The organism is Rudaeicoccus suwonensis (assembly GCF_007829035.1).
GTDB classification, from domain to species: Bacteria; Actinomycetota; Actinomycetes; order Actinomycetales; family Dermatophilaceae; genus Rudaeicoccus; species Rudaeicoccus suwonensis.
The window spans coordinates 1,025,599-1,044,140 of sequence record NZ_VIVQ01000001.1; the positions used below are offsets into that span (position 1 = coordinate 1,025,599).

Sequence of the window (18,542 nt, forward strand, 5' to 3'; positions counted from 1 at the left end):
CGCCGGAGTTTCGCAGCGGCATGGACGTGCCGACCGGTCGGCGCGTCGCCGCGCTCGCGGCGGGGCGACGTCATGCGCGCGCAGTCGTCGAGGGTCCGTCAGTGGCGCTGCTTGCGGCTGCCGCCGGAGCCGACCACGACGGTGAGCGCAATGACGATGAGCCACATGGCGATGACGACCAACCAGAACCAAGTCACGCCCGCAAGATAGGCACGCTGGCTGAGCGGAACCTGGGCATCCAGCGTCCGTGTCGCTGTATCCGACGGCAGGCCGCGGCCATGGCCCGTTCACTTCTCGCGCCCGAATCACGCCGGACCGCTCGGAGCGGGTGTGACGGCAGCCGCACGGTCGGGCCCGTGAGCGGCGACCGGTGGATTAAGCTTGTCGGGTCTGTCCACCGGGAGGGACGTACCACCTGCCCGTCCGTTGATAGGGAGCATTCGTGCCCAAGGTTGTCGAGAAGGTCCTGCGCGCCGGCGAAGGCCGCACCCTCAAGAGGTTGCAGGCACTGGCCGCGCAGGTGAACATCCTCGAGGAGGACTTCGAAGGTCTGACCGACGCGGAGCTGCGCGAGGAGACCGACAAGTTCCGCAAGCGCTTGGCGGACGGCGAGACGCTGGACGATCTGCTGCCGGAGGCTTTCGCCGCCGTGCGCGAGGCCAGCAAGCGCACGATCGGCAAGCGCCACTTCGACGTGCAGCTCGCCGGTGGGGCGGCGCTGCACCTGGGTAATGTCGCCGAGATGCGCACCGGCGAGGGCAAGACCCTCGTCGCGACGCTCCCGTCATACCTGAACGCACTCTCCGGCAAGGGTGTGCACGTCGTCACCACCAACGACTACCTTGCCGAGTCGCAGTCGGAGATGATGGGCCGGGTCCACCGGGCGCTGGGCCTGGAGACCGGGTGCATCCTGTCGTCGATGACGCCTGAGCAACGTCGCATCGAATACGCCAAGGACATCACCTACGGCACCAACAACGAGTTCGGCTTCGACTATCTGCGCGACAACATGGCCTGGTCGCACGAGGAGCTCGTGCAGCGCGGACACAACTTCGCGATCGTCGACGAGGTCGACTCGATCCTGATCGACGAGGCACGCACGCCGTTGATCATCAGTGGCCCGGCTGATGAGGCCACCCGCTGGTATGTCGAGTTCGCCAAGATCGTCGAGCACCTCAAGCGCTCGCCGAAGAAGGAGAACTCGCTGCCCGGCGACGGCGACTACGAGGTCGACGAGAAGAAGAAGACCGTCGGTCTGCTGGAGTCCGGCATCGAGAAGGTCGAAGACCTCCTCGGCATCGAGAACCTCTACGAGGCGCAGAACACCCCGCTGATCGGCTACCTCAACAACGCGATCAAGGCCAAGGAGCTGTTCAAGAACGACAAGGACTACGTCGTCATCGACGGCGAGATTCTCATCGTCGACGAGCACACCGGTCGTATGCTCGCCGGCCGCCGCTACAACGAGGGCATGCACCAGGCCATCGAGGCCAAGGAAGCCGTCGAGATCCAGAACGAGAACCAAACCCTCGCCACTGTCACCCTGCAGAACTACTTCCGGATGTACGACAAGCTCGCCGGCATGACGGGCACGGCCCAGACCGAGGCCGCGGAACTCTACGAGATCTACAAGCTCGGCGTCGTCACGATCCCGACGAACAAACCGATGATCCGCAAGGACCAGTCGGACCTGATCTACCGCACCGAGGCGGCCAAGTTCAAAGCGGTCGTCGAGGACATCGTCGCCAAGCACAAGTTGGGGCAGCCGGTGCTGGTCGGCACAACGAGTGTCGACAAGAGCGAATATCTTTCAGAACAATTGCGCCGCAAGGGAATTCCGCACGAGGTGCTGAACGCCAAGCACCACGAGAGTGAAGCGGCGATCGTCGCGCAGGCGGGCCGCAAGGGCGCTGTCACCGTGTCGACCAACATGGCCGGCCGCGGCACCGACATCATGCTCGGTGGCAACCCCGAATTCATCGCCATCGCCGCGCTGAAGCGCAAGGGTCTGGACCCCCACGAGACCCCGGAGGATTACGAAGCCGCCTGGGACGAAGCGCTCGCCAAGGCCGAGAAGGCCGTCAAGGCCCAGCACGAGGAGGTCGTCGAGTTGGGCGGTCTGTATGTGCTCGGCACCGAGCGTCACGAGTCGCGCCGCATCGACAATCAGCTGCGTGGTCGTGCCGGCCGTCAGGGTGACCCGGGGGAGAGCCGTTTCTACCTGTCGCTGCAGGACGACCTGATGCGATTGTTCAACGCCGCGATCGTCGACCGGTTCATGCAGACGGCCAAGATCGAGGACGACGTCCCGATCGAGTCCAAGGTCGTCAGCCGCTCCATCCAGAGCGCGCAGGGCCAGGTCGAAAGCCAGAACTTCGAGATCCGCAAGAACGTCCTCAAGTACGACGACGTGCTCAATCGCCAGCGTGAAGTCATCTACTCAGAGCGTCACAAGGTGCTTGACGGAGCGGATCTTGAGGAGCAGGTGCGTCACTTCATCAACGACACCGTCGACGCGTATGTCGAAGGCGCCACCCAGACGGGCTTCTCCGACGACTGGGATCTGGAGACCCTGTGGAAGGCGCTGAAGGACCTCTACCCGGTGTCGATCACCGAGAAGGAGATCGAGGACGAGGTGGGCGGTCGGGCCGGGCTGCAACCGGAGATCCTGGCCGAGGAACTTCGCTCGGACGCTCAGCACTGCTATGACAAGCGCGAGGCCGAGCTCGGCGACCGGGTGGCCCGCGAGGTGGAGCGCCGGGTCGTGCTCACCGTCCTCGACCGCAAGTGGCGCGAGCACCTCTACGAGATGGATTACCTCAAGGAGGGCATCCACCTGCGTCAGTACGCACAGCGCGACCCGTTGGTGGAGTACCAGCGCGAGGGTTATGCGCTTTTCGGCGCGATGAACGACGCCATCAAAGAAGAGTCTGTCCAGCACCTGTTCCACGTCCAGGTCGATTCAGCCGAGGTCGAGGCGGCGCTGCCGGCACCCAAGGAGAAGATGAGCTTCATCTCGCCCGGTGAGGACGGCAAGGCCGAGGCCCACGCGATCGACGACGACGGCCGCCTGGTCGACGACGACGCGGCGCTGCCGCGTGCGCAGCGTCGCGCCAAGAAGCGCAAGGACAAGCAGCCCGCTGCCAAGGCCAAGGCGTCCGGCAAGAGCACCACCTGAGGTGTAATGACGCGTGCTGTATGACGCGCGCCGGAAATGACCAAGGCCCCGCCGATCGGCGGGGCCTTGGTCATTTCCGGCGCACCCGGAACCGCGAATCGGTCTGTTCGATGCACGGTCACCTTCGATGGGCACTCTCAGGCAACCGGTCAGCCGAGTTCGAGAGCGGTCACCATCCAGCGGCCGTCCATTCCGATCATCCGCACGGCCATCGCCCGGATCCGGCCTTCGTACTGCACCACGACGGAAGCTTCGACGATGCCGTCGTCGGGTTCACAGATGTGCACGCGGCGGATGACTGCGCATCGGACCGGCGTGACGCCGCGCCGGCGGGCGATGACATTGAGCCGGCAGATGCGGTCGTGCAGGCGCGGCGTCATCCACCGGGCCACCTGATTGGTCGGTCGCACACCCGACATGCACTCCAGGATGGCGCTACTGAGCTGACGCAGCCACTCCTGCGGCTCCGGCAGTTGGCGACGCGGAGTCGCCTGCGGCGCGAACAGCGGGTCGGTGTCATCCGGCACGGGATGCAGGTCGACGGGGTGCAGGTCTATGGCCGCCTGCACATAGCCGTGGTCAGCACGTCGCGGCGCGGCAGCATCGGCATACAGCAGGTCCACGGCGTCGTCGTCGAGGGCGGACGGTTGCCAGGCGCTGGCCTGCCGGATCTGCAGGGGCGTGGCGTAGGCGGTCTGGCCCATCACTTGGTTCCTTCCAGGACGAGGTCGGGTGCGCGTAATTGCTGGCCGACGAGCAGCACGTCGGGGTCGTCGCCGATGAGGTCACGGTTGGCGGCATACCATCGCGGCCACTCGCCGGCGATCGTCGTCGCGTCGGCTGCGGGCCCCAGGTGGGCGGCGGCGATCGACCAGAGAGTGTCGCCACGTCGCACCACCACCGTCCCTGAGTCATCGGTCGCACCGCAGCCGGTGATCAGGCTCGCGGAGTCCTCGGCGAGTTGCGAGGTGCGTCCGGGGTTCTGCGGCAGCCAGGACGGCACCGGTATGTCGCACCCCGGCTGATCGGCCGATGGTGATGCAGCTGCGGTCGATTCAGCGCTCGAGGTGGATCCGCCGACGGAGGCCACCGGTGCGTCGTCCCTCGAGGTCGGTGATCTGTCGAAGGATGGCGCAGGGATGCTGCCCTCGTCCGAGATCTGTGGCATCGCAGTCGTCGTGGATGCGGTGCCAGGGATGGTGTCCGGAGAGGCCGCCGTACTTGTCGCGACAGTCATGGCAGGGCCGACGGAACTGGCGGACGCGGTCGAAGTGCCCGTCGTCAGCGATGTCAGGGTCAGCAGCACCCCGACGGTCCACATCGCTGCGCCGGAGGTACGAGCGTGTCCCGGCATCGTCGGGCCATCAGTGTGGCCGGCTCCTGACGGGTCGATTCCGTTGCCGTTGCGAGCGACCGATGCCATGGCGACCGCGACGACCGTCGCCGCCCAGAGCAGGGCCACGGCGAGCGCGGCCCACAGCGACAGGAGGGCCGCCTCGGTGCTGCCGGTTGTCAGCCGCTCGGAGAGCCTGTCGTATTCCGTCCTGGCCTGAGCGGCTGCCAGACCTGCGGCGATCAGCGCGACCACCAGCAGCACGGCACCGAGCATGGCGGCGCGCAGCCGGTGCGCCCATCCGATTGGCGGCTGTTGCATGGCATCTCCTTGGTCCGAGCAAGTCACGATGGGTATCAATCGACAACAAATGACATTAAACGCACATTAATGCAGTCATCTGCGGTTGTCCACAGATGATGTCGTTCAAGGTCTGTTGATGACATCTGATGCCATCGATGGCGGTGGACCTCCGAGCACGCGTTACCGTCGGGCCATGCGCTGGCAGGAGCTTTTTGCCGATCTTGAGGCCCAACTCGTCGCGGCCGACCGCCGTGAGCAGCAGCTCGAGGTGGCTGACCGCACCCGCAGAGAGCGCGCCGACGTGTCGTGGCTGGATCGAGCCGCGTGCACGGTTGGCCGCGAGGTCTTGGTGGTCACACCGGCCGGCGCGGTGCGCGGCCGGCTGGACGACCTCGGTCGGGACTGGTTGCTGGTGCAGGAGCAGGGTCGTCATGCCGCGGTGATACCGGTAACCGCCGTGACTGCGGTCGTCGGACTGCAGCGGCGCAGCGACGACGACCGTGGGTTGGGGCGGCGGTTCGGGCTCGGTGTTGCGCTCCGGGCGATCGCCCGGGACAGGGCCGTGGTCGCTGTTCACGACATCGCGGCAGGGCTAGCGACCGGGACGATCGACCGCGTCGGTGCCGATCATCTCGACCTCGCCGAACATCCCGCGGATGCGATGCGCCGGGCAGCGGCCGTGACCGGTCATCGGGTCGTGCCGTTCACTGCAATCGGAATTGTGCGTCGCGCCTGAGTCGACGAAGCGCCGACCTCTGGTCGCCGGAGTCGAGGAGATGCCCACCGGGCGGTATCTCTGTCGACGCGGTATCTCTGGCGACGGAGTCCGCACCGCGGGAACCGCTGTCGGTCAGGTCCCGTCGCGAGAATTGCTGACGGGTCGGCGGTCAGTCGCCTGCGTCGAGGGTGCCGGCCTCGACCCGCGAGCGCGTGTCGGCATACTGCCGCTGAATGAAGTTCTCCAACTCGGTGAGTTCGATGCGCCAGGACTTGCCGACCTTGATCGCCGGCAGCTCGCCGGAGGTGACCAAGCCGTACGCCTGGCGAGATGAGATGTTCAGAGTCTCGGCGACGTCGGCGACGGACGCGAAACGAGCACTCATCCGGACATCTCCTCCTCGTGGTTGATTGCGCCCCATTGTCACGCATCCTGGCCCGTCGCGCTGACGACCCTGTGGATCGACACGTGGAACGGTGTCTGCGGGCGACCGCGTGCGGTTCGCCGTCCACGGGGGAGACCGGTCGTGCTGACAGCGCGTACACGTTCGTGGTGAGATGTCCCGTCAGCGCATATCACAGGGAGACGATAAATGGCTGAGTATCGACGACGCGGGGGCAACGACGACTTGCCACGACCGACCGCCAAGCGGCTGCAACGACCGTCGTGGCGAGACACGCGTCTTGTCGTCGGGGTGCTGCTCATGCTCGTCGCGACGGTGGGCGGTGCCACGGCCATGCGTCACTACGACTCTTCGGTCGAAGTCCTGCAGGCTGCGCACACCTTGGTGCCCGGGCAGCGGATCGATTCCGACGACGTGCGCACGGTGAAGGTGCGTGTCGACGGAGCGGCGAAGATCTATTTCTCCGGCGCGGATGCAGCACCCGACGGCGAAGTGCTCCGGGAGGTTCGCCCCGGCGAGTTGCTGCCGCGGTCGGCGGTCGGCGACGGTTCGCAGGTGCAGGTCAGCACCGTCGCGCTTCCGGTCGATGCAGCCCAGTCGGCCACCCTCGTGCGTGGCTCGATCGTCGACGTCTGGGTGTCGACCAAGGCCAAGAGCTCCACCGGTCAGGAGTCATATGAAGCGCCGCAACGGATCATCCTGCGCGCGCTCGTGGCGCAGGTGCCGCAGCAGTCCGGTGGGTTGAGCGTCAGCTCCGGCCAAGGCGCCGTCCATGTTCTCGTGCCCGAGGCGAAGGTCGCCGCGGTTCTTGCCGCGGTCAACCAGGGCGCCAAGGTCAACCTGGTGCCGGCCGCCGGATCTCCGCTGAAGGGCTCCTGATGAGCATCGGCGTCGTGACCGGGATCGGGGTGCACATGGAGGCGACCGTCGCAGCTTCGATCGGGGCCGCGAATGGCGTGCGCCTGGTGCGTCGGTGCCCGGATGTGGCCGATCTGCTCGCTGTGGCCGGTGCGCACCGTGCCGAGGTCGCTGTCATCGCGACCGATCTGCCCGGCCTTGATCGCTCCGTTGTCGGCGATCTGCGCTCGGCCGGTCTGGGCATCGTCGGTGTGCACGCACCCGGCGACGAGGAGCACCAGCGGGTGCTGCAGCAGTGGGGCATCACCAGCCGCGTTCCCTCGGATGCGTCGTCGGCCGTCCTCGAGGCGGCGGTGCAGGCGGCCGCGCGCGTCGTGACGACGGATACCGAGAGTGTCACGAGCGGTCGACACCGCGAAGCCGCGGCACCGGACGACCACGGCAGCGAACGTATGCCGCACGCTGGTGCTGCCGATCTCGATCGCGAACTCGCCGACCTGTCCGCAGGGGGCGCTGCGGCATACGCCGCGGGCGACCCGTTCCACCCGCACGGCGACAGGGACGGTGACGTGCCGGAACCGGACGGCGCCGGCGATCGTCGGGGCCAGGTCGTGGTCGTCTGGGGGCCGCCGGGCTCTCCGGGGCGCACTGTCGTGGCCGTCAACCTCGCCGCGGAGGCCGCCCGACTCGGGGTGCCCACGCTGCTGATCGATGCCGACACCCACGCTGCGTCGATAGCGCAGCACCTGGCGCTGCTGGACGAAGCGCCCGGCATCGCGGCAGCGACCCGGCTGGCGGATTCGGGCCATCTGGATGTCCCCGGGCTTGCCGCTGTCGCTCCCGAAGTGGCGCCGGCACTGCGGGTGCTGACCGGTCTGCCGCTCGCCGACCGCTGGCCGGAGGTGCGCGAGGACGCGCTCGAGGCGGTGCTCGAGCACAGCCGCTCGGTTGCCGCGCTCGTCGTCGTCGACGTCGCCGCCAGCCTCGAGGACGACGAGGATCTCAGCTACGACACTGCTGCACCCCGCCGCAATGCCGCGACATTGACGGCGCTCGGCGCTGCCGACACCGTGCTCGCCGTCGGTGCAGCCGATCCGGTCGGTCTGCAGCGACTGGTGCGTGGGCTCACGGAGTTGCGAGCCGTGGTCGGTGGGTCACCGCGTGTCGTCGTCAACAAGGTGCGCGCGGCGTCGGTGGGCAATTCCCCGGAACGCAAGGTGACCGAAGCGTTGGCGCGATTCGCGGGTGTCGACGATGTCACGCTCGTCTCCGACGACCGCGCGGCATGTGACGGCGCGCTGCTCGCGGGCCGCACTCTGGCCGAGCATGCCGCGAATTCGCCCGCCCGACAGCAGATCCAAGCTCTCGCATCGGTGTTGGCCGAGGTGCCGGTGCCGACGTCACGACGGCGGTTGGCCAGGACCTGAGCCGTGTGGAGCCGGCGCACCATCAGAGCCGCCGCCGGGCGCGCTGGCCGGGCAGGACCGGCCACGGGAGGTCCTGCCCGGTCGGGGTCCTGTCCCGCACAGCAGCACCCGACCGCGACGCAGACGGCGGAGCGGGGCTGCGCCGCGGCCGCTGATGGTGACAGCATGGCGTTCGTGACCGATCGGCTGAGCGCACTCGACGCGTCTTTCCTGTATCTGCAGGACCGCACCACGCCGATGCACGTCGGATCGGTGCTCGTCTTCGAACCCGCCGAGGGCTTCTCCTACGAGGGCCTGGTCAGTCTCGTCAGCAACCGCATCGCCTTCGTGCCGCGTTACCGGCAACGGGTGCGGCAGTTGCCCGGCCGGATTCTCCCGCCGGTGTGGGTGACCGACGACAACTTCGATGTGACCTACCACGTGCGACGCTCGGCGCTGCCGCGGCCGGGCACCAGCGAGCAACTGGAAGAGTTCGTCGCTCGGGTGCAGTCCCGTCAGCTCGACCTGTCGCGCCCGCTGTGGGAGCTCTACCTGGTCGACGGTCTGCAGGACGGCAGATTCGCGATCGTCACCAAGACCCACGTGTCACTCGTCGACGGCATCAACGCGATCGACATCGGGCAGATCCTCGTCGACCGTGATGTCGAGGCGGAGCCATCCGCGCCTGTGGGCACGGCGCGTGGTGGGGGCGACCTGGACATGTTCGTGGCGTCCGCGCTCGACTTCGCCCGGCGGCCGGTCCGCGTGCTCGACGTTGCGCGCAGCGGGCTGGCCGGCGTCACCACCGAGGCCGTCAAGGTCGCCGGTCGGGGAGCGTCGGTTGCCGGATACGTCGCGGGGAACATCGTCCGGTCCGCGGCCAGGCCGGCGCCGTCCAGCCCGCTGAACCAGGAGGTCGGTGCGCACCGCCGCTTTGCGATGGTGTCGACGGATCTGGCGGATTACCAACAGATTCGGCGCGTGGCCGGTGAGCGTGGCGAACCCGTCAGCGTCAACGACGTCGTGCTCGCGACGGTCACCGGCGCGCTGCGCGGATGGCTGCTTGCACGGGGCGCGGTTGTCTCGACGGGGCAGACGGTGCGCGCTCTGGTCCCGTTGAGCGTTCTCAGCGAGACCGCGCGCGACGGCGACACCGTGACGCAGCAATCGCAGCGTGAGCACATCGGCGAAGAAGTGATGCCGACCTTCGTGGACCTGCCTGTCGGTGAGGCCCGTCCGATGATGCGGTTGCATCAGATCGCGTTCGCCATGCAGCAACAGCTGGATGCCGGTCACCCGGTCGGCGCGCGCTCGCTGTCCGGGATCGCCGGCTTCGCCCCGCCCACACTGCATTCCCTCGGAGCGCGGTTGGGCAGCGCCATGTCGCGGCGGATGTTCAACCTGGTCATCACCAATGTGCCCGGGCCACAACGCGCGCTGTCTGCCGCGGGCGCGTCGCTGGTTGCGTCATACCCGGTGATCCCGCTGGTCAAGGGGCAGGCGCTCGCGATCGGCCTCACGTCATACAACGGGCGGGTCGACTTCGGACTCAACGCCGACCGTGATGCGATGGTCGACATCGAACTTCTCGGTCAGTGCATCGTCGATGCGTTGGACGAGCTACTGGACGAATGAGGCTGGTGTGATGAAGGATTCGCGGGTTTACATTCCACTGGGCGTGGCTGAGATGGAGGAGTTGTCCGCCTCGCGGTCGCTGTCGGCGCTGCCCGTGGCCGGATTCGCTGTCACCCCGGAGTTGCGCAGCGCACATCCGGGCGAAGATGACGAGGGGTGGGAGTACCTCGCGATGCAGGACGCTGCCACGGGCGCGGCCGGCAGGGGGCTGCGCGTCGTGGCGGCCGCTGACCTTCCTGACAGCAGCGTCGGTGAGGGCGCTTCCAGCGACGACCCGGCCGAGGTGACGATCATCGACGAGGTGTCGCTGCGGCGGATCGCCAGTCTGCACGTGCTCGACCCCGCGGGGGAGCGCGACGTCGACAGCGACTTCGAGCTGTCGTGGTACGACGTGACAGAGCTCGATGTGGTGATCGACCTGGTGCGTGCCGACCGCTCGTGATCTTCATTGCACGTGATCGGTGACGGTTCGTTCGGTGAGTTGATTCGGGACGGTTCCGAAACGGTGGCGTCGTCACCTGTGGTGCGTAACCGAATAACGTTGTCAATGCTGCACACTCGTGCGTCGCGATGCTCCCGCTCGACGTGGTGTCGACGTGACGACCTGATCTTGTCGGCGCCAGGCGCCCCTTCTGTGGGTCCGCGGCCGATCGAGGCCGTCAGTTGCAGTGGGAGGATGGCGGCACTGCAATCCGACACCGAGCCCCCACGAAGGAGCCACCACTGATGGACGCTGTCACCCAGGTCCCCGCGCCGGTCAACGAAACTGTTCTCGACTATGCACCCGGCAGCCCCGAACGCGCCGCACTCGAGGTCGCACTGGTCGAAATCGGCTCCGAACAGGTCGAATTGCCGAACACCATCGGTGGTAAGCGGGTCATGGGCAGTGGTCGGGCCATCGCGGTGCGACAGCCGCACGCCCACCGGAAGGTTCTCGGCACGATGAAGAACGCCTCGGTCGCCGACGCGCAGTCCGCCGTCGAAGCGGCCAAGAAGGCCGGACCTGCCTGGCGCGCACTGTCGTTCGACGACCGCGCCGCCATCCTGCTCAAGGCAGCGGACCTGCTGTCCGGGCCGTGGCGTGCCCGGCTGAACGCCGCCACGATGCTGGGTCAGAGCAAGACGGCGTACCAGGCGGAGATCGACGCCGCGTGCGAGCTGATCGACTTCTGGCGTTACAACGTGCACTTTGCCCGGCAGATCCTCGCCGAGCAGCCGATCGCCAATTCCAAGGGCGTGTGGAATCGCACCGACCACCGCCCGCTGGAGGGTTTCGTCTACGCGATCACGCCGTTCAACTTCACCGCCATCGCCGGAAACCTGCCGACCGCACCGGCGCTCATGGGCAACACCGTCGTGTGGAAGCCGTCGCCGACGCAGCAGCGTGCCGCCCAGTTGACGATGGAACTGCTCGAGGCGGCCGGTCTGCCCGATGGCGTGATCAACCTGGTCACCGGTGACGGCATCAACGTCTCGAAGGTCGCACTTGCCGACCCCGATCTGGCCGGCATCCACTTCACCGGCTCGACGCCGACCTTTCAGGGCCTGTGGCAGTCGGTGGGCACGAACCTGCCGAACTACCGCACCTACCCGCGCCTGGTCGGCGAGACCGGCGGCAAGGACTTCATCCTGGCGCACCCGTCGGCGGACCCGGATGTCCTGCGGACGGCCATGATTCGCGGTGCGTTCGAGTTCCAGGGCCAGAAGTGCTCGGCTGCGTCGCGCGCGTATGTTCCGGCCAGTCTGTGGCGCAAGATCAAGTCGGACCTGGTCGGCATCACCGACTCACTCTCGATGGGTGATGTGACGGATCTGAGCAACTTCATGGGTGCCGTCATCGATGCACGCGCGTTCGCGAAGCACAAGGACGCCATCGACATGGCGCATGCGCACAAGGACATCGAAGTCATCGCCGGCGGCACGTATGACGACGCCGTGGGCTACTTCGTGCGTCCGACGGTGCTGGAGGTCTCGGATCCGGCCAATGCGGTCTTCGCCAGTGAGTACTTCGGCCCGATCCTGGCAGTGCACGTCTTCCCGGACCGCCAGTTCGACAAGGTGCTCGATCAGATGGAGTCGTTCGCGCCATACGCGCTGACCGGGTCGATCATCGCCCAGGACCGTATGGCGATCGCCGACGCGCAGGAGCGACTGCGGTTTGCCGCCGGCAACTTCTACATCAACGACAAGCCGACGGGTGCTGTCGTGGGGCAGCAGCCGTTCGGCGGGGGCCGTGCGTCGGGCACCAACGACAAGGCCGGCGCGGCGACCAACCTGATGCGTTGGACCAGCCCGCGGTCGATCAAGGAGACCTTCGTCCCGCCGACGGAGCACTCCTACCCGCACATGGGCTGACGACAGCCTGGTGAGGATCGCAGCGCAGTGAGGACCGGAGCCAGGCGCGGAGTCAGTCCGAACGGGTATGGGCTGACGACAGCCTGGTGAGGATCGCAGCGCAGTGAGGACCGGAGCCAGGCGCGGAGTCAGCCCGAACGGGTATGGGCTGACGACAGCCTGGTGAGGATCGCAGCGCAGTGAGGACCGGAGCCAGGCGCGGAGTCAGCCCGAACGGGTATGGGCTGACGACAGCCTGGTGAGGACCGGAGCCGGGCACACCTACTTTTGGAGGAAGGTGTGCCCGGTCTCGGCTTCGATCTTGACGCCGCTGGTGAATGCCGGTGCCGCTGCGTTTTCGATCCGACCGCCGATGAACATCACCCGTGCCTTGAGTTCGCCGAGCACGTGCATGTGGGTCTGATCCCCATCGGCGGTCATGGTGATCGTGCCGCGGTACGTCACCGGAACGCCGACGAGGCTGACGTCGAGGTCGGCGATGCGGCTGCCCGCGGTGTCGGCCTCGCCCCAGATCTGCGTCTCGACGATCTTCAGCTTCGAGCCGATGATCTTCGTGACCTGGTCCGGCAGGCCGGTGGTGGCCATCTCGCGGTGGGTTTCGATGATCTGCAGTGGCTTCTTGGCCGTGATGACGACCTTGTGGGACAACGCATTGGTCGCGGCGCACTTGGCCTCCTGGAAGGCCGGGTCGACCATCATCGCGATGACGCGATCGGCGGGCGCGGCATACGTCCAGCGTTCCTCGATCTTCATGACCGAAGGGTATCCGCCGCTGCTGCGCGTGCGACTGCCTCGGCGTCGAGGATACGCTCGAGAATCCTTTGCGGCATTGCCGATTCGGCGCGCAGCGCGGTTTCCTGTTCGTTCAGGGTCTCGGCGAGTTCCTGGTGTGCCGTACCCAGGTGCGTCAGTGCCGACTCGATGGCGGCACCATCGGCCGCGGCGGGAGAATCGGCGGGCAGCGCGTCGATGAGCCGCCTGACCTCTCTGGCGAGTTCGCGCAGCGCGGCCGCGCCCGCAGCCAAACTGCCGGTGTCGGTGGCCAGTTCTCGAGCGTTGATCTGAGCGACGAGGTCGGTCGTCGGTGCGATACGGGTCGGAGCCGTCGTGGCGACTTCGGCGAGAACGGCAGCGGCCGGGGGAGTCGCACCGGCGAGTTCGTCGTGCCATCGCAGCAGCGCCTCGGCGATGCGCTCGATTGCGGCCGACAGCGCCTCGGCCGTCTCGGGCTGAGCAGCATCGGCGTGCACGTCCAGCAGGCGCGGCACCATCGTCGCGACACGGCGGCTGAGTTGGCTCGGGTGCATCGAAGGCACACTAACGCGGCGCTGCGCGCGGTGATCCCGGCACCGATGCAACTGGGGACGAGGCGGACCCGATGTGGCATGCGACACGTGCGCGGATACCCTGGGAAACCGAGCAACAACGACGTTGCTCATTCGCGCTGAAGTCACAATTGAGGTTGAGACAGTCGATGTCCGCGGCTCCTGGTTCCCGCTCGTTCCTTCTTCCTTCCACCAGCGAAGCGGGCGGGGGTGATTCATCGGATTGGCTTGCATCGCGGTACTTCCGACATGTTGCCGATGAGGATCTCGCCGCCTGCGGTGCCCAGAGTCTCGCCGGGATTCTTCGCTCCCATCGCACGTTGGCACAGACCCGCGCACCAGGTCAGCCGAAGGTTCAACTGCTGCACCCGACGCAGGATGCCGACGGGTGGTCGTGCGCGTATGCCGTCCTGCAGATCGTCACCGACGACATGCCGTTCCTCGTCGACTCGGTGATCGCCGAGCTGACCCGCCAGGACCGTAGCGTCCACTCCCTGATCCACCCGCAGTTGTTCGTCCGTCGCGACGCAAGCGGTGACATCGCGCAGATCTACGACGCCGACGCCGCGCCCGCGATCGGGTCCGGTGAACTCGAGCCGGTGTGCGAGTCCTGGATGCACTTCGAGATCGACCTCGGTCTCGACGACGCGGCCGACCAGAAGCTCATCGACGGCGTGACGAAGGTGCTCGACGACGTGCGCTCGGCGGTCAACGACTGGCCCCGCATGCACGCCGAGTGCGAGCAATTGATCGCCGAACTCGACCGCACGCCGCCGTCCACGGTGCCGGGTGAAGCGATCGCGCGCACGCAGGGATTCCTGCGCTGGCTGGTCGACAACCACTTCACCTTCCTCGGTTACCGCGAGTACACCCTCGACACCGTCGACGGCGAAGACGTGCTGCGCACCAAGGCCGGCTCCGGTCTGGGCATCCTGCGCGACGCGGACGGATCGTCATACAGCAGGTTGACACCGAAGGCGCGTCAGACCGCCCGCGAGCCGCAGCTGCTGACCATCACCAAGGCGAACTCCCGCGCCACGGTCCACCGCCCGTCATACCTGGACTACATCGGTCTGCGGACGTTCGACGCGCAGGGCAATGTCATCGGTGAGAAGCGCTTCCTGGGGTTGTTCACCTCCAGCGCCTACACCGAGTCGGTCCGCCGCGTCCCGGTCGTGCGCGAGCGGGTGGCCAAGGTCTTCGCTCGCACCGGGTTCTCCCCGGACAGCCACTCCGGCAAGGACCTGCAGGAGGTCCTCGAGACCTACCCGCGCGACGAGCTGTTCCAGACCTCCAGCGAAGAGCTGTTCCACATCGCGACCCAGGTGCTGCGCCTGCAGGAACGTCGTCAGGCCCAGATGTTCCGTCGCACAGACGAATTCGGCCGATTCGTGTCGGTGCTGGTCTACCTGCCCCGCGACCGTTACACCACGACGGTGCGTCGCCGGATCGAGAACATCCTGCGCGACGTGTATGCCGCAGAGTCGGTCGACTACACCACCCGCGTGAGTGACTCGGTCCTCGCTCGCATCCACTTCGTCGTGCGACTTCCGCGCGGCACCGAGGTTCCGGAACTCGACGACGCCGCCCTGCAGGAACGACTGCTGGAGAGCACCCGCACCTGGGGCGAACGCCTGGGCGAGACCGCCCGACAGGAAGACGGCGAGGACGCCGCGGCGCGCGTGATGAGCTTGTACTCGCGGGCCTTCCCCGAGGCCTACAAGGAGGACTTCAGTCCGCGCCAGGGCGTGGCCGACCTGCGACGCCTGGAGGCCCTCGAGTCCGACCAGCACACACTGCTGACGCTCTACCGCGACCCCAGCGCCGATCCCCGTGAACGCCGGTTCAAGCTGTTCCGCCGGGACTCGGTGATCCTGACCGATGTCCTGCCGCTGTTCACCCACCTGGGTGTCGAGGTCACCGACGAGCGGCCGTACGCCATGGAGCGTGCGGACGGTGTCGAGGTGCACATCTACGACTTCGGGCTGCGCGCCGCCGGCGAGCAGGTCTGGGGCAGCACCGACGCCGAGGTGGCCGACGTGCGCGAACGCTTCCAGGACGCCTTCACCGCGGTCTGGGAACGCCGAGCCGAGAGCGACGGACTCGGCGCTCTGGTGCTGCGTGCGGGTCTGAGTTGGCGCCAGGTGGTCTACCTGCGCGCGATCAGCAAGTACCTGCGGCAGATCGGCTTCACCTTCAGCCAGCACTACATCGAGACCGCGCTGCTCGGCAATGTCGACCTCGCGCGTGGTCTGGTCGAGTTGTTCGAGGCGCGCTTCGACCCGGCCCGCGACGATGCCGGGCGTGACGCGGCGCAGGCGCAGATCATCGAGCGGCTCGAAGCCGCTCTGGATGACGTCGCCAGCCTCGACCACGACCGCATCGTGCGCACGATGCTCGGCATCATCCGAGCCACCTTGCGCACCAATGCATTCCAGCGCGATGACAAGGGTGAGCACAGCCCCGTCGTCAGCTTCAAGCTCGACTGCGCCGCCGTACCTGGTCTGCCCGACCCGCGCCCGAAGTTCGAGATCTGGGTCTATGGTCCGCGCGTCGAAGGTGTGCACCTGCGGTTCGGCAAGGTCGCGCGCGGTGGTCTGCGCTGGAGCGATCGCCGCGAGGATTTCCGCACCGAGATCCTCGGCCTGGTCAAGGCGCAGATGGTCAAGAACGCCGTCATCGTGCCGACCGGTTCCAAGGGCGGTTTCGTCGGCAAACAGTTGCCCGACCCCGCCGATCGTGAGGCCTGGCTGGCCGAGGGCATTGCGGCATACAAGTTGTTCATCTCGGGTCTGCTGGACGTGACCGACAACCTGGTCTCCGGTGAGGTGGTGCCGCCGCGCGACGTGGTCCGCCACGACGAGGACGACACCTATCTGGTGGTCGCGGCCGACAAGGGCACTGCGACCTTCTCCGACATCGCCAACGGTGTCGCCCAGGATTACGGTTTCTGGCTCGACGACGCCTTCGCCTCCGGTGGTTCGGCGGGCTACGACCACAAGGTCATGGGCATCACCGCCCGCGGCGCATGGGAGTCGGTCAAACGGCACTTCCGCGAGATGGGCGTCGACACCCAGACGCAGGAGTTCACCGTCACCGGTGTCGGTGACATGAGCGGCGATGTCTTCGGCAACGGGATGCTGCTGTCCGAGCACATCCGGCTGCTGGCCGCCTTCGACCACCGCCACATCTTCCTTGACCCGAACCCGGTGGCGGCGACCTCCTTCGCCGAGCGTCGCCGGTTGTTCGACCTGCCGCGGTCGTCGTGGGCCGACTACGACACCTCGCTGATCTCCGCCGGCGGCGGCGTCTTCCCACGCAGTGCGAAGTCGATCCGCATCACCGACGAGGTCCGCGCGGCGCTCGGCCTGCAGGCGGGCGTGCGGTCGATGACGCCGGCCGAGTTGATGAAGGCCATCCTGCTCGCCCCGGTGGACCTGTTCTGGAACGGCGGCATCGGCACCTACGTGAAATCGGCCGTCGAGTCCAACACCGACATCGGCGACCGCGCCAACGACGCGATTCGTGTCGACGGAAAACAGTTGCGCTGCAAGGTGATCGGTGAGGGCGGCAACCTCGGTGCCAGCCAGTTGGGTCGCATCGAAGCCGCGCAGCACGGGGTGCGGGTCAACACCGACGCCATCGACAACTCTGCCGGCGTCGACACCTCCGACCACGAGGTCAACATCAAGATCCTGGTGACCGACCTGATGCGCCAGGGCCGCTTCGACCTCGAGCAGCGCAACACGCTGCTGCACTCGATGACTGACGAGATCGCGGTGCAGGTGCTGCGGGACAACTACGAGCAGAACACCCTGCTGGGCAACGCGCGGGCGCAGACCCACGCGATGCTGCCGGTGCATCAGCGGCTGATCCACTGGCTGGAGGAGCGCGGCGATCTCAACCGAGAACTGGAGTTCCTGCCGAGCGACGCCGAGATCGCCCGTCGCGCATCCGCCGGGCGCGGGCTGACATCGCCGGAGTTCTCGGTGCTGGTGGCCTACGCCAAGCTGGCCCTCAAGAACGACCTCGCTGCCGGCACCATCACCGACGACCCATGGTTCGGCGGCACCCTGTCGGACTACTTCCCGGCCCAGATCCGCGATGGTTATGCCGCGGAGCTTACCCAGCACCCGCTGCGCCGCGAGATCGTCATCAACTCCATCGTCAACTCCCTGGTCAACCGCGGGGGCATCACCTTCGCCTTCCGGCTGGCCGAGGAGACCGGCGCTTCGCCGGAGCAGGTGACGCGCGCGTTCGTCGTGGCTCGCGAGATTTTCGACATGGCCGGTTTCGTCGTGCAGGTCGAGGCGCTGGACAACATTGCCACGACGCAGGCGCAGACCGAGCTGTATCTGGAGTTCCGTCGGCTGCTCGACCGTGCCGTGCGCTGGCTGGTGCACAGCCGTCCGGCGAAGCTGGACATCCAGGCCGAGATCGACCGGTTCAGGCCGGTCATCGCCCAGCTCGAGTCGCAGGTGCCCGACCTTCTGCAAGGCAGCGAGCACGCCCGCTGGGAGGCGCGTCGCGACCAGCTCGGCGTCGACGGGGTGCCCGAGGCACTCGCCGGCCGAGCCGCAGCTCTGCTGGATGGCTTCTCGTTGCTCGACATCACCGAGCAGTCCAAGGGGACCGACACGCCGGTCGCCGACGTCGCCGCGGTCTACTTCGCAGTGTCCGAGCGCATCGGCATCGACCGGATGCTGTATGCCGTGTCGCAGCTTCCGCGCGACGACCGGTGGGATGCGCTGGCGCGTGGTGCTGTGCGTGACGACCTGTATGCCGTGCTCGACTCGTTCACGGCTGCGGTCATCGCCGGCACGTCGGGAGCACACCCCGCCGAGCGCGTCGACACCTGGACGAACGACAACGCCGACTCGGTCGCTCGCGCACAGCAGGCCCTCGAAGGTGTCGCCGGCCAGGAAAAGCCCGGCCTGGCGTCACTGTCGGTGGCCCTGCGCACTCTGCGCTCGGTCGTGCGCTCGGGTTCGGCACGCTGAGACGCGGGGACTGAGGTCGGTAGGCTCG

The 18,542-nt window shown here is 67.2% G+C and carries 13 protein-coding genes; 8 read left to right on the plus strand and 5 right to left on the minus strand.

The window, feature by feature from the left end; translation table 11 throughout:
- Positions 1-442 precede the first annotated feature (442 nt).
- Positions 443-3,178 carry a preprotein translocase subunit SecA gene (secA, locus tag BKA23_RS04685; RefSeq protein WP_145225940.1) on the plus strand — a complete coding sequence of 912 codons (2,736 nt, stop codon included), beginning with the start codon at positions 443-445 and terminating at the stop codon, positions 3,176-3,178.
- A gap of 149 nt (positions 3,179-3,327) precedes the next feature.
- Here the strand turns inward: secA and BKA23_RS04690 are convergent, their stop codons facing one another.
- Positions 3,328-3,882, minus strand: a complete 555-nt coding sequence (locus BKA23_RS04690; RefSeq protein ID WP_145225942.1) for an Rv3235 family protein — start codon at positions 3,880-3,882, stop codon at positions 3,328-3,330.
- The gene (locus BKA23_RS04695) at positions 3,882-4,832 is read right to left on the minus strand and encodes a LysM peptidoglycan-binding domain-containing protein (RefSeq protein WP_145225944.1); all 951 of its coding nucleotides are present in this window, start codon (positions 4,830-4,832) and stop codon (positions 3,882-3,884) included. Before BKA23_RS04695 ends, BKA23_RS04690 begins: the two co-directional genes overlap by 1 nt.
- Before the next feature lie 175 nt (positions 4,833-5,007).
- Between BKA23_RS04695 and BKA23_RS04700 the strand changes: the two genes are divergently transcribed.
- Positions 5,008-5,550: a hypothetical protein gene (locus BKA23_RS04700; RefSeq protein ID WP_145225946.1), complete on the plus strand. Its 543-nt coding sequence runs from the start codon at positions 5,008-5,010 to the stop codon at positions 5,548-5,550.
- 151 nt (positions 5,551-5,701) lie between these two features.
- Here BKA23_RS04700 and BKA23_RS04705 read toward each other — a convergent pair whose 3' ends face one another.
- The gene (locus BKA23_RS04705) at positions 5,702-5,917 is read right to left on the minus strand and encodes a helix-turn-helix domain-containing protein (RefSeq protein WP_145225948.1); all 216 of its coding nucleotides are present in this window, start codon (positions 5,915-5,917) and stop codon (positions 5,702-5,704) included.
- 207 nt (positions 5,918-6,124) lie between these two features.
- Here BKA23_RS04705 and BKA23_RS04710 point away from each other — a divergent pair, with 207 nt between their 5' ends.
- From BKA23_RS04710 to pruA, 5 genes are all read left to right on the plus strand, one after another.
- Positions 6,125-6,814 (plus strand): CpaB family protein, encoded by a 690-nt coding sequence (locus BKA23_RS04710; RefSeq protein WP_145225950.1) that lies wholly within the window; start codon positions 6,125-6,127, stop codon positions 6,812-6,814.
- Complete coding sequence (locus BKA23_RS04715; protein WP_145225952.1) at positions 6,814-8,220, plus strand: CpaE/TadZ family protein; 1,407 nt, start codon at positions 6,814-6,816, stop codon at positions 8,218-8,220. The genes BKA23_RS04710 and BKA23_RS04715 overlap by 1 nt, the downstream gene beginning before the upstream one ends.
- 174 nt (positions 8,221-8,394) lie before the next feature.
- The gene (locus BKA23_RS04720; protein WP_145228207.1) at positions 8,395-9,834 is read left to right on the plus strand and encodes a WS/DGAT/MGAT family O-acyltransferase; all 1,440 of its coding nucleotides are present in this window, start codon (positions 8,395-8,397) and stop codon (positions 9,832-9,834) included.
- A gap of 10 nt (positions 9,835-9,844) precedes the next feature.
- Positions 9,845-10,276 (plus strand): DUF6912 family protein, encoded by a 432-nt coding sequence (locus BKA23_RS04725; RefSeq protein WP_425473768.1) that lies wholly within the window; start codon positions 9,845-9,847, stop codon positions 10,274-10,276.
- Positions 10,277-10,560: 284 nt separating this feature from the next.
- Positions 10,561-12,189 (plus strand): L-glutamate gamma-semialdehyde dehydrogenase, encoded by a 1,629-nt coding sequence (pruA, locus tag BKA23_RS04730; RefSeq protein ID WP_145225956.1) that lies wholly within the window; start codon positions 10,561-10,563, stop codon positions 12,187-12,189.
- Positions 12,190-12,450: 261 nt separating this feature from the next.
- Here the strand turns inward: pruA and BKA23_RS17595 are convergent, their stop codons facing one another.
- Positions 12,451-12,942 (minus strand): DUF2505 domain-containing protein, encoded by a 492-nt coding sequence (locus BKA23_RS17595; RefSeq protein WP_170226376.1) that lies wholly within the window; start codon positions 12,940-12,942, stop codon positions 12,451-12,453.
- Positions 12,939-13,496 (minus strand): hypothetical protein, encoded by a 558-nt coding sequence (locus BKA23_RS17600; RefSeq protein WP_170226377.1) that lies wholly within the window; start codon positions 13,494-13,496, stop codon positions 12,939-12,941. The genes BKA23_RS17595 and BKA23_RS17600 overlap by 4 nt, the downstream gene beginning before the upstream one ends.
- 167 nt (positions 13,497-13,663) lie before the next feature.
- Here BKA23_RS17600 and BKA23_RS04740 point away from each other — a divergent pair, with 167 nt between their 5' ends.
- Positions 13,664-18,514 carry an NAD-glutamate dehydrogenase gene (locus BKA23_RS04740; RefSeq protein WP_145225960.1) on the plus strand — a complete coding sequence of 1,617 codons (4,851 nt, stop codon included), beginning with the start codon at positions 13,664-13,666 and terminating at the stop codon, positions 18,512-18,514.
- Positions 18,515-18,542: the final 28 nt, after the last annotated feature.

Coding starts and splice junctions, on each gene's coding strand:
- BKA23_RS04690 (WP_145225942.1), bottom strand. CDS start 3,882: ATGGGCCAGACCGCCTACGCCACGCCCCTGCAGATCCGGCAGGCCAGC.
- BKA23_RS04695 (WP_145225944.1), bottom strand. CDS start 4,832: ATGCAACAGCCGCCAATCGGATGGGCGCACCGGCTGCGCGCCGCCATG.
- BKA23_RS04700 (WP_145225946.1), top strand. CDS start 5,008: ATGCGCTGGCAGGAGCTTTTTGCCGATCTTGAGGCCCAACTCGTCGCG.
- BKA23_RS04705 (WP_145225948.1), bottom strand. CDS start 5,917: ATGAGTGCTCGTTTCGCGTCCGTCGCCGACGTCGCCGAGACTCTGAAC.
- BKA23_RS04710 (WP_145225950.1), top strand. CDS start 6,125: ATGGCTGAGTATCGACGACGCGGGGGCAACGACGACTTGCCACGACCG.
- BKA23_RS04715 (WP_145225952.1), top strand. CDS start 6,814: ATGAGCATCGGCGTCGTGACCGGGATCGGGGTGCACATGGAGGCGACC.
- BKA23_RS04725 (WP_425473768.1), top strand. CDS start 9,845: ATGAAGGATTCGCGGGTTTACATTCCACTGGGCGTGGCTGAGATGGAG.
- pruA (WP_145225956.1), top strand. CDS start 10,561: ATGGACGCTGTCACCCAGGTCCCCGCGCCGGTCAACGAAACTGTTCTC.
- BKA23_RS17595 (WP_170226376.1), bottom strand. CDS start 12,942: ATGAAGATCGAGGAACGCTGGACGTATGCCGCGCCCGCCGATCGCGTC.
- BKA23_RS17600 (WP_170226377.1), bottom strand. CDS start 13,496: ATGCACCCGAGCCAACTCAGCCGCCGTGTCGCGACGATGGTGCCGCGC.
- BKA23_RS04740 (WP_145225960.1), top strand. CDS start 13,664: ATGTCCGCGGCTCCTGGTTCCCGCTCGTTCCTTCTTCCTTCCACCAGC.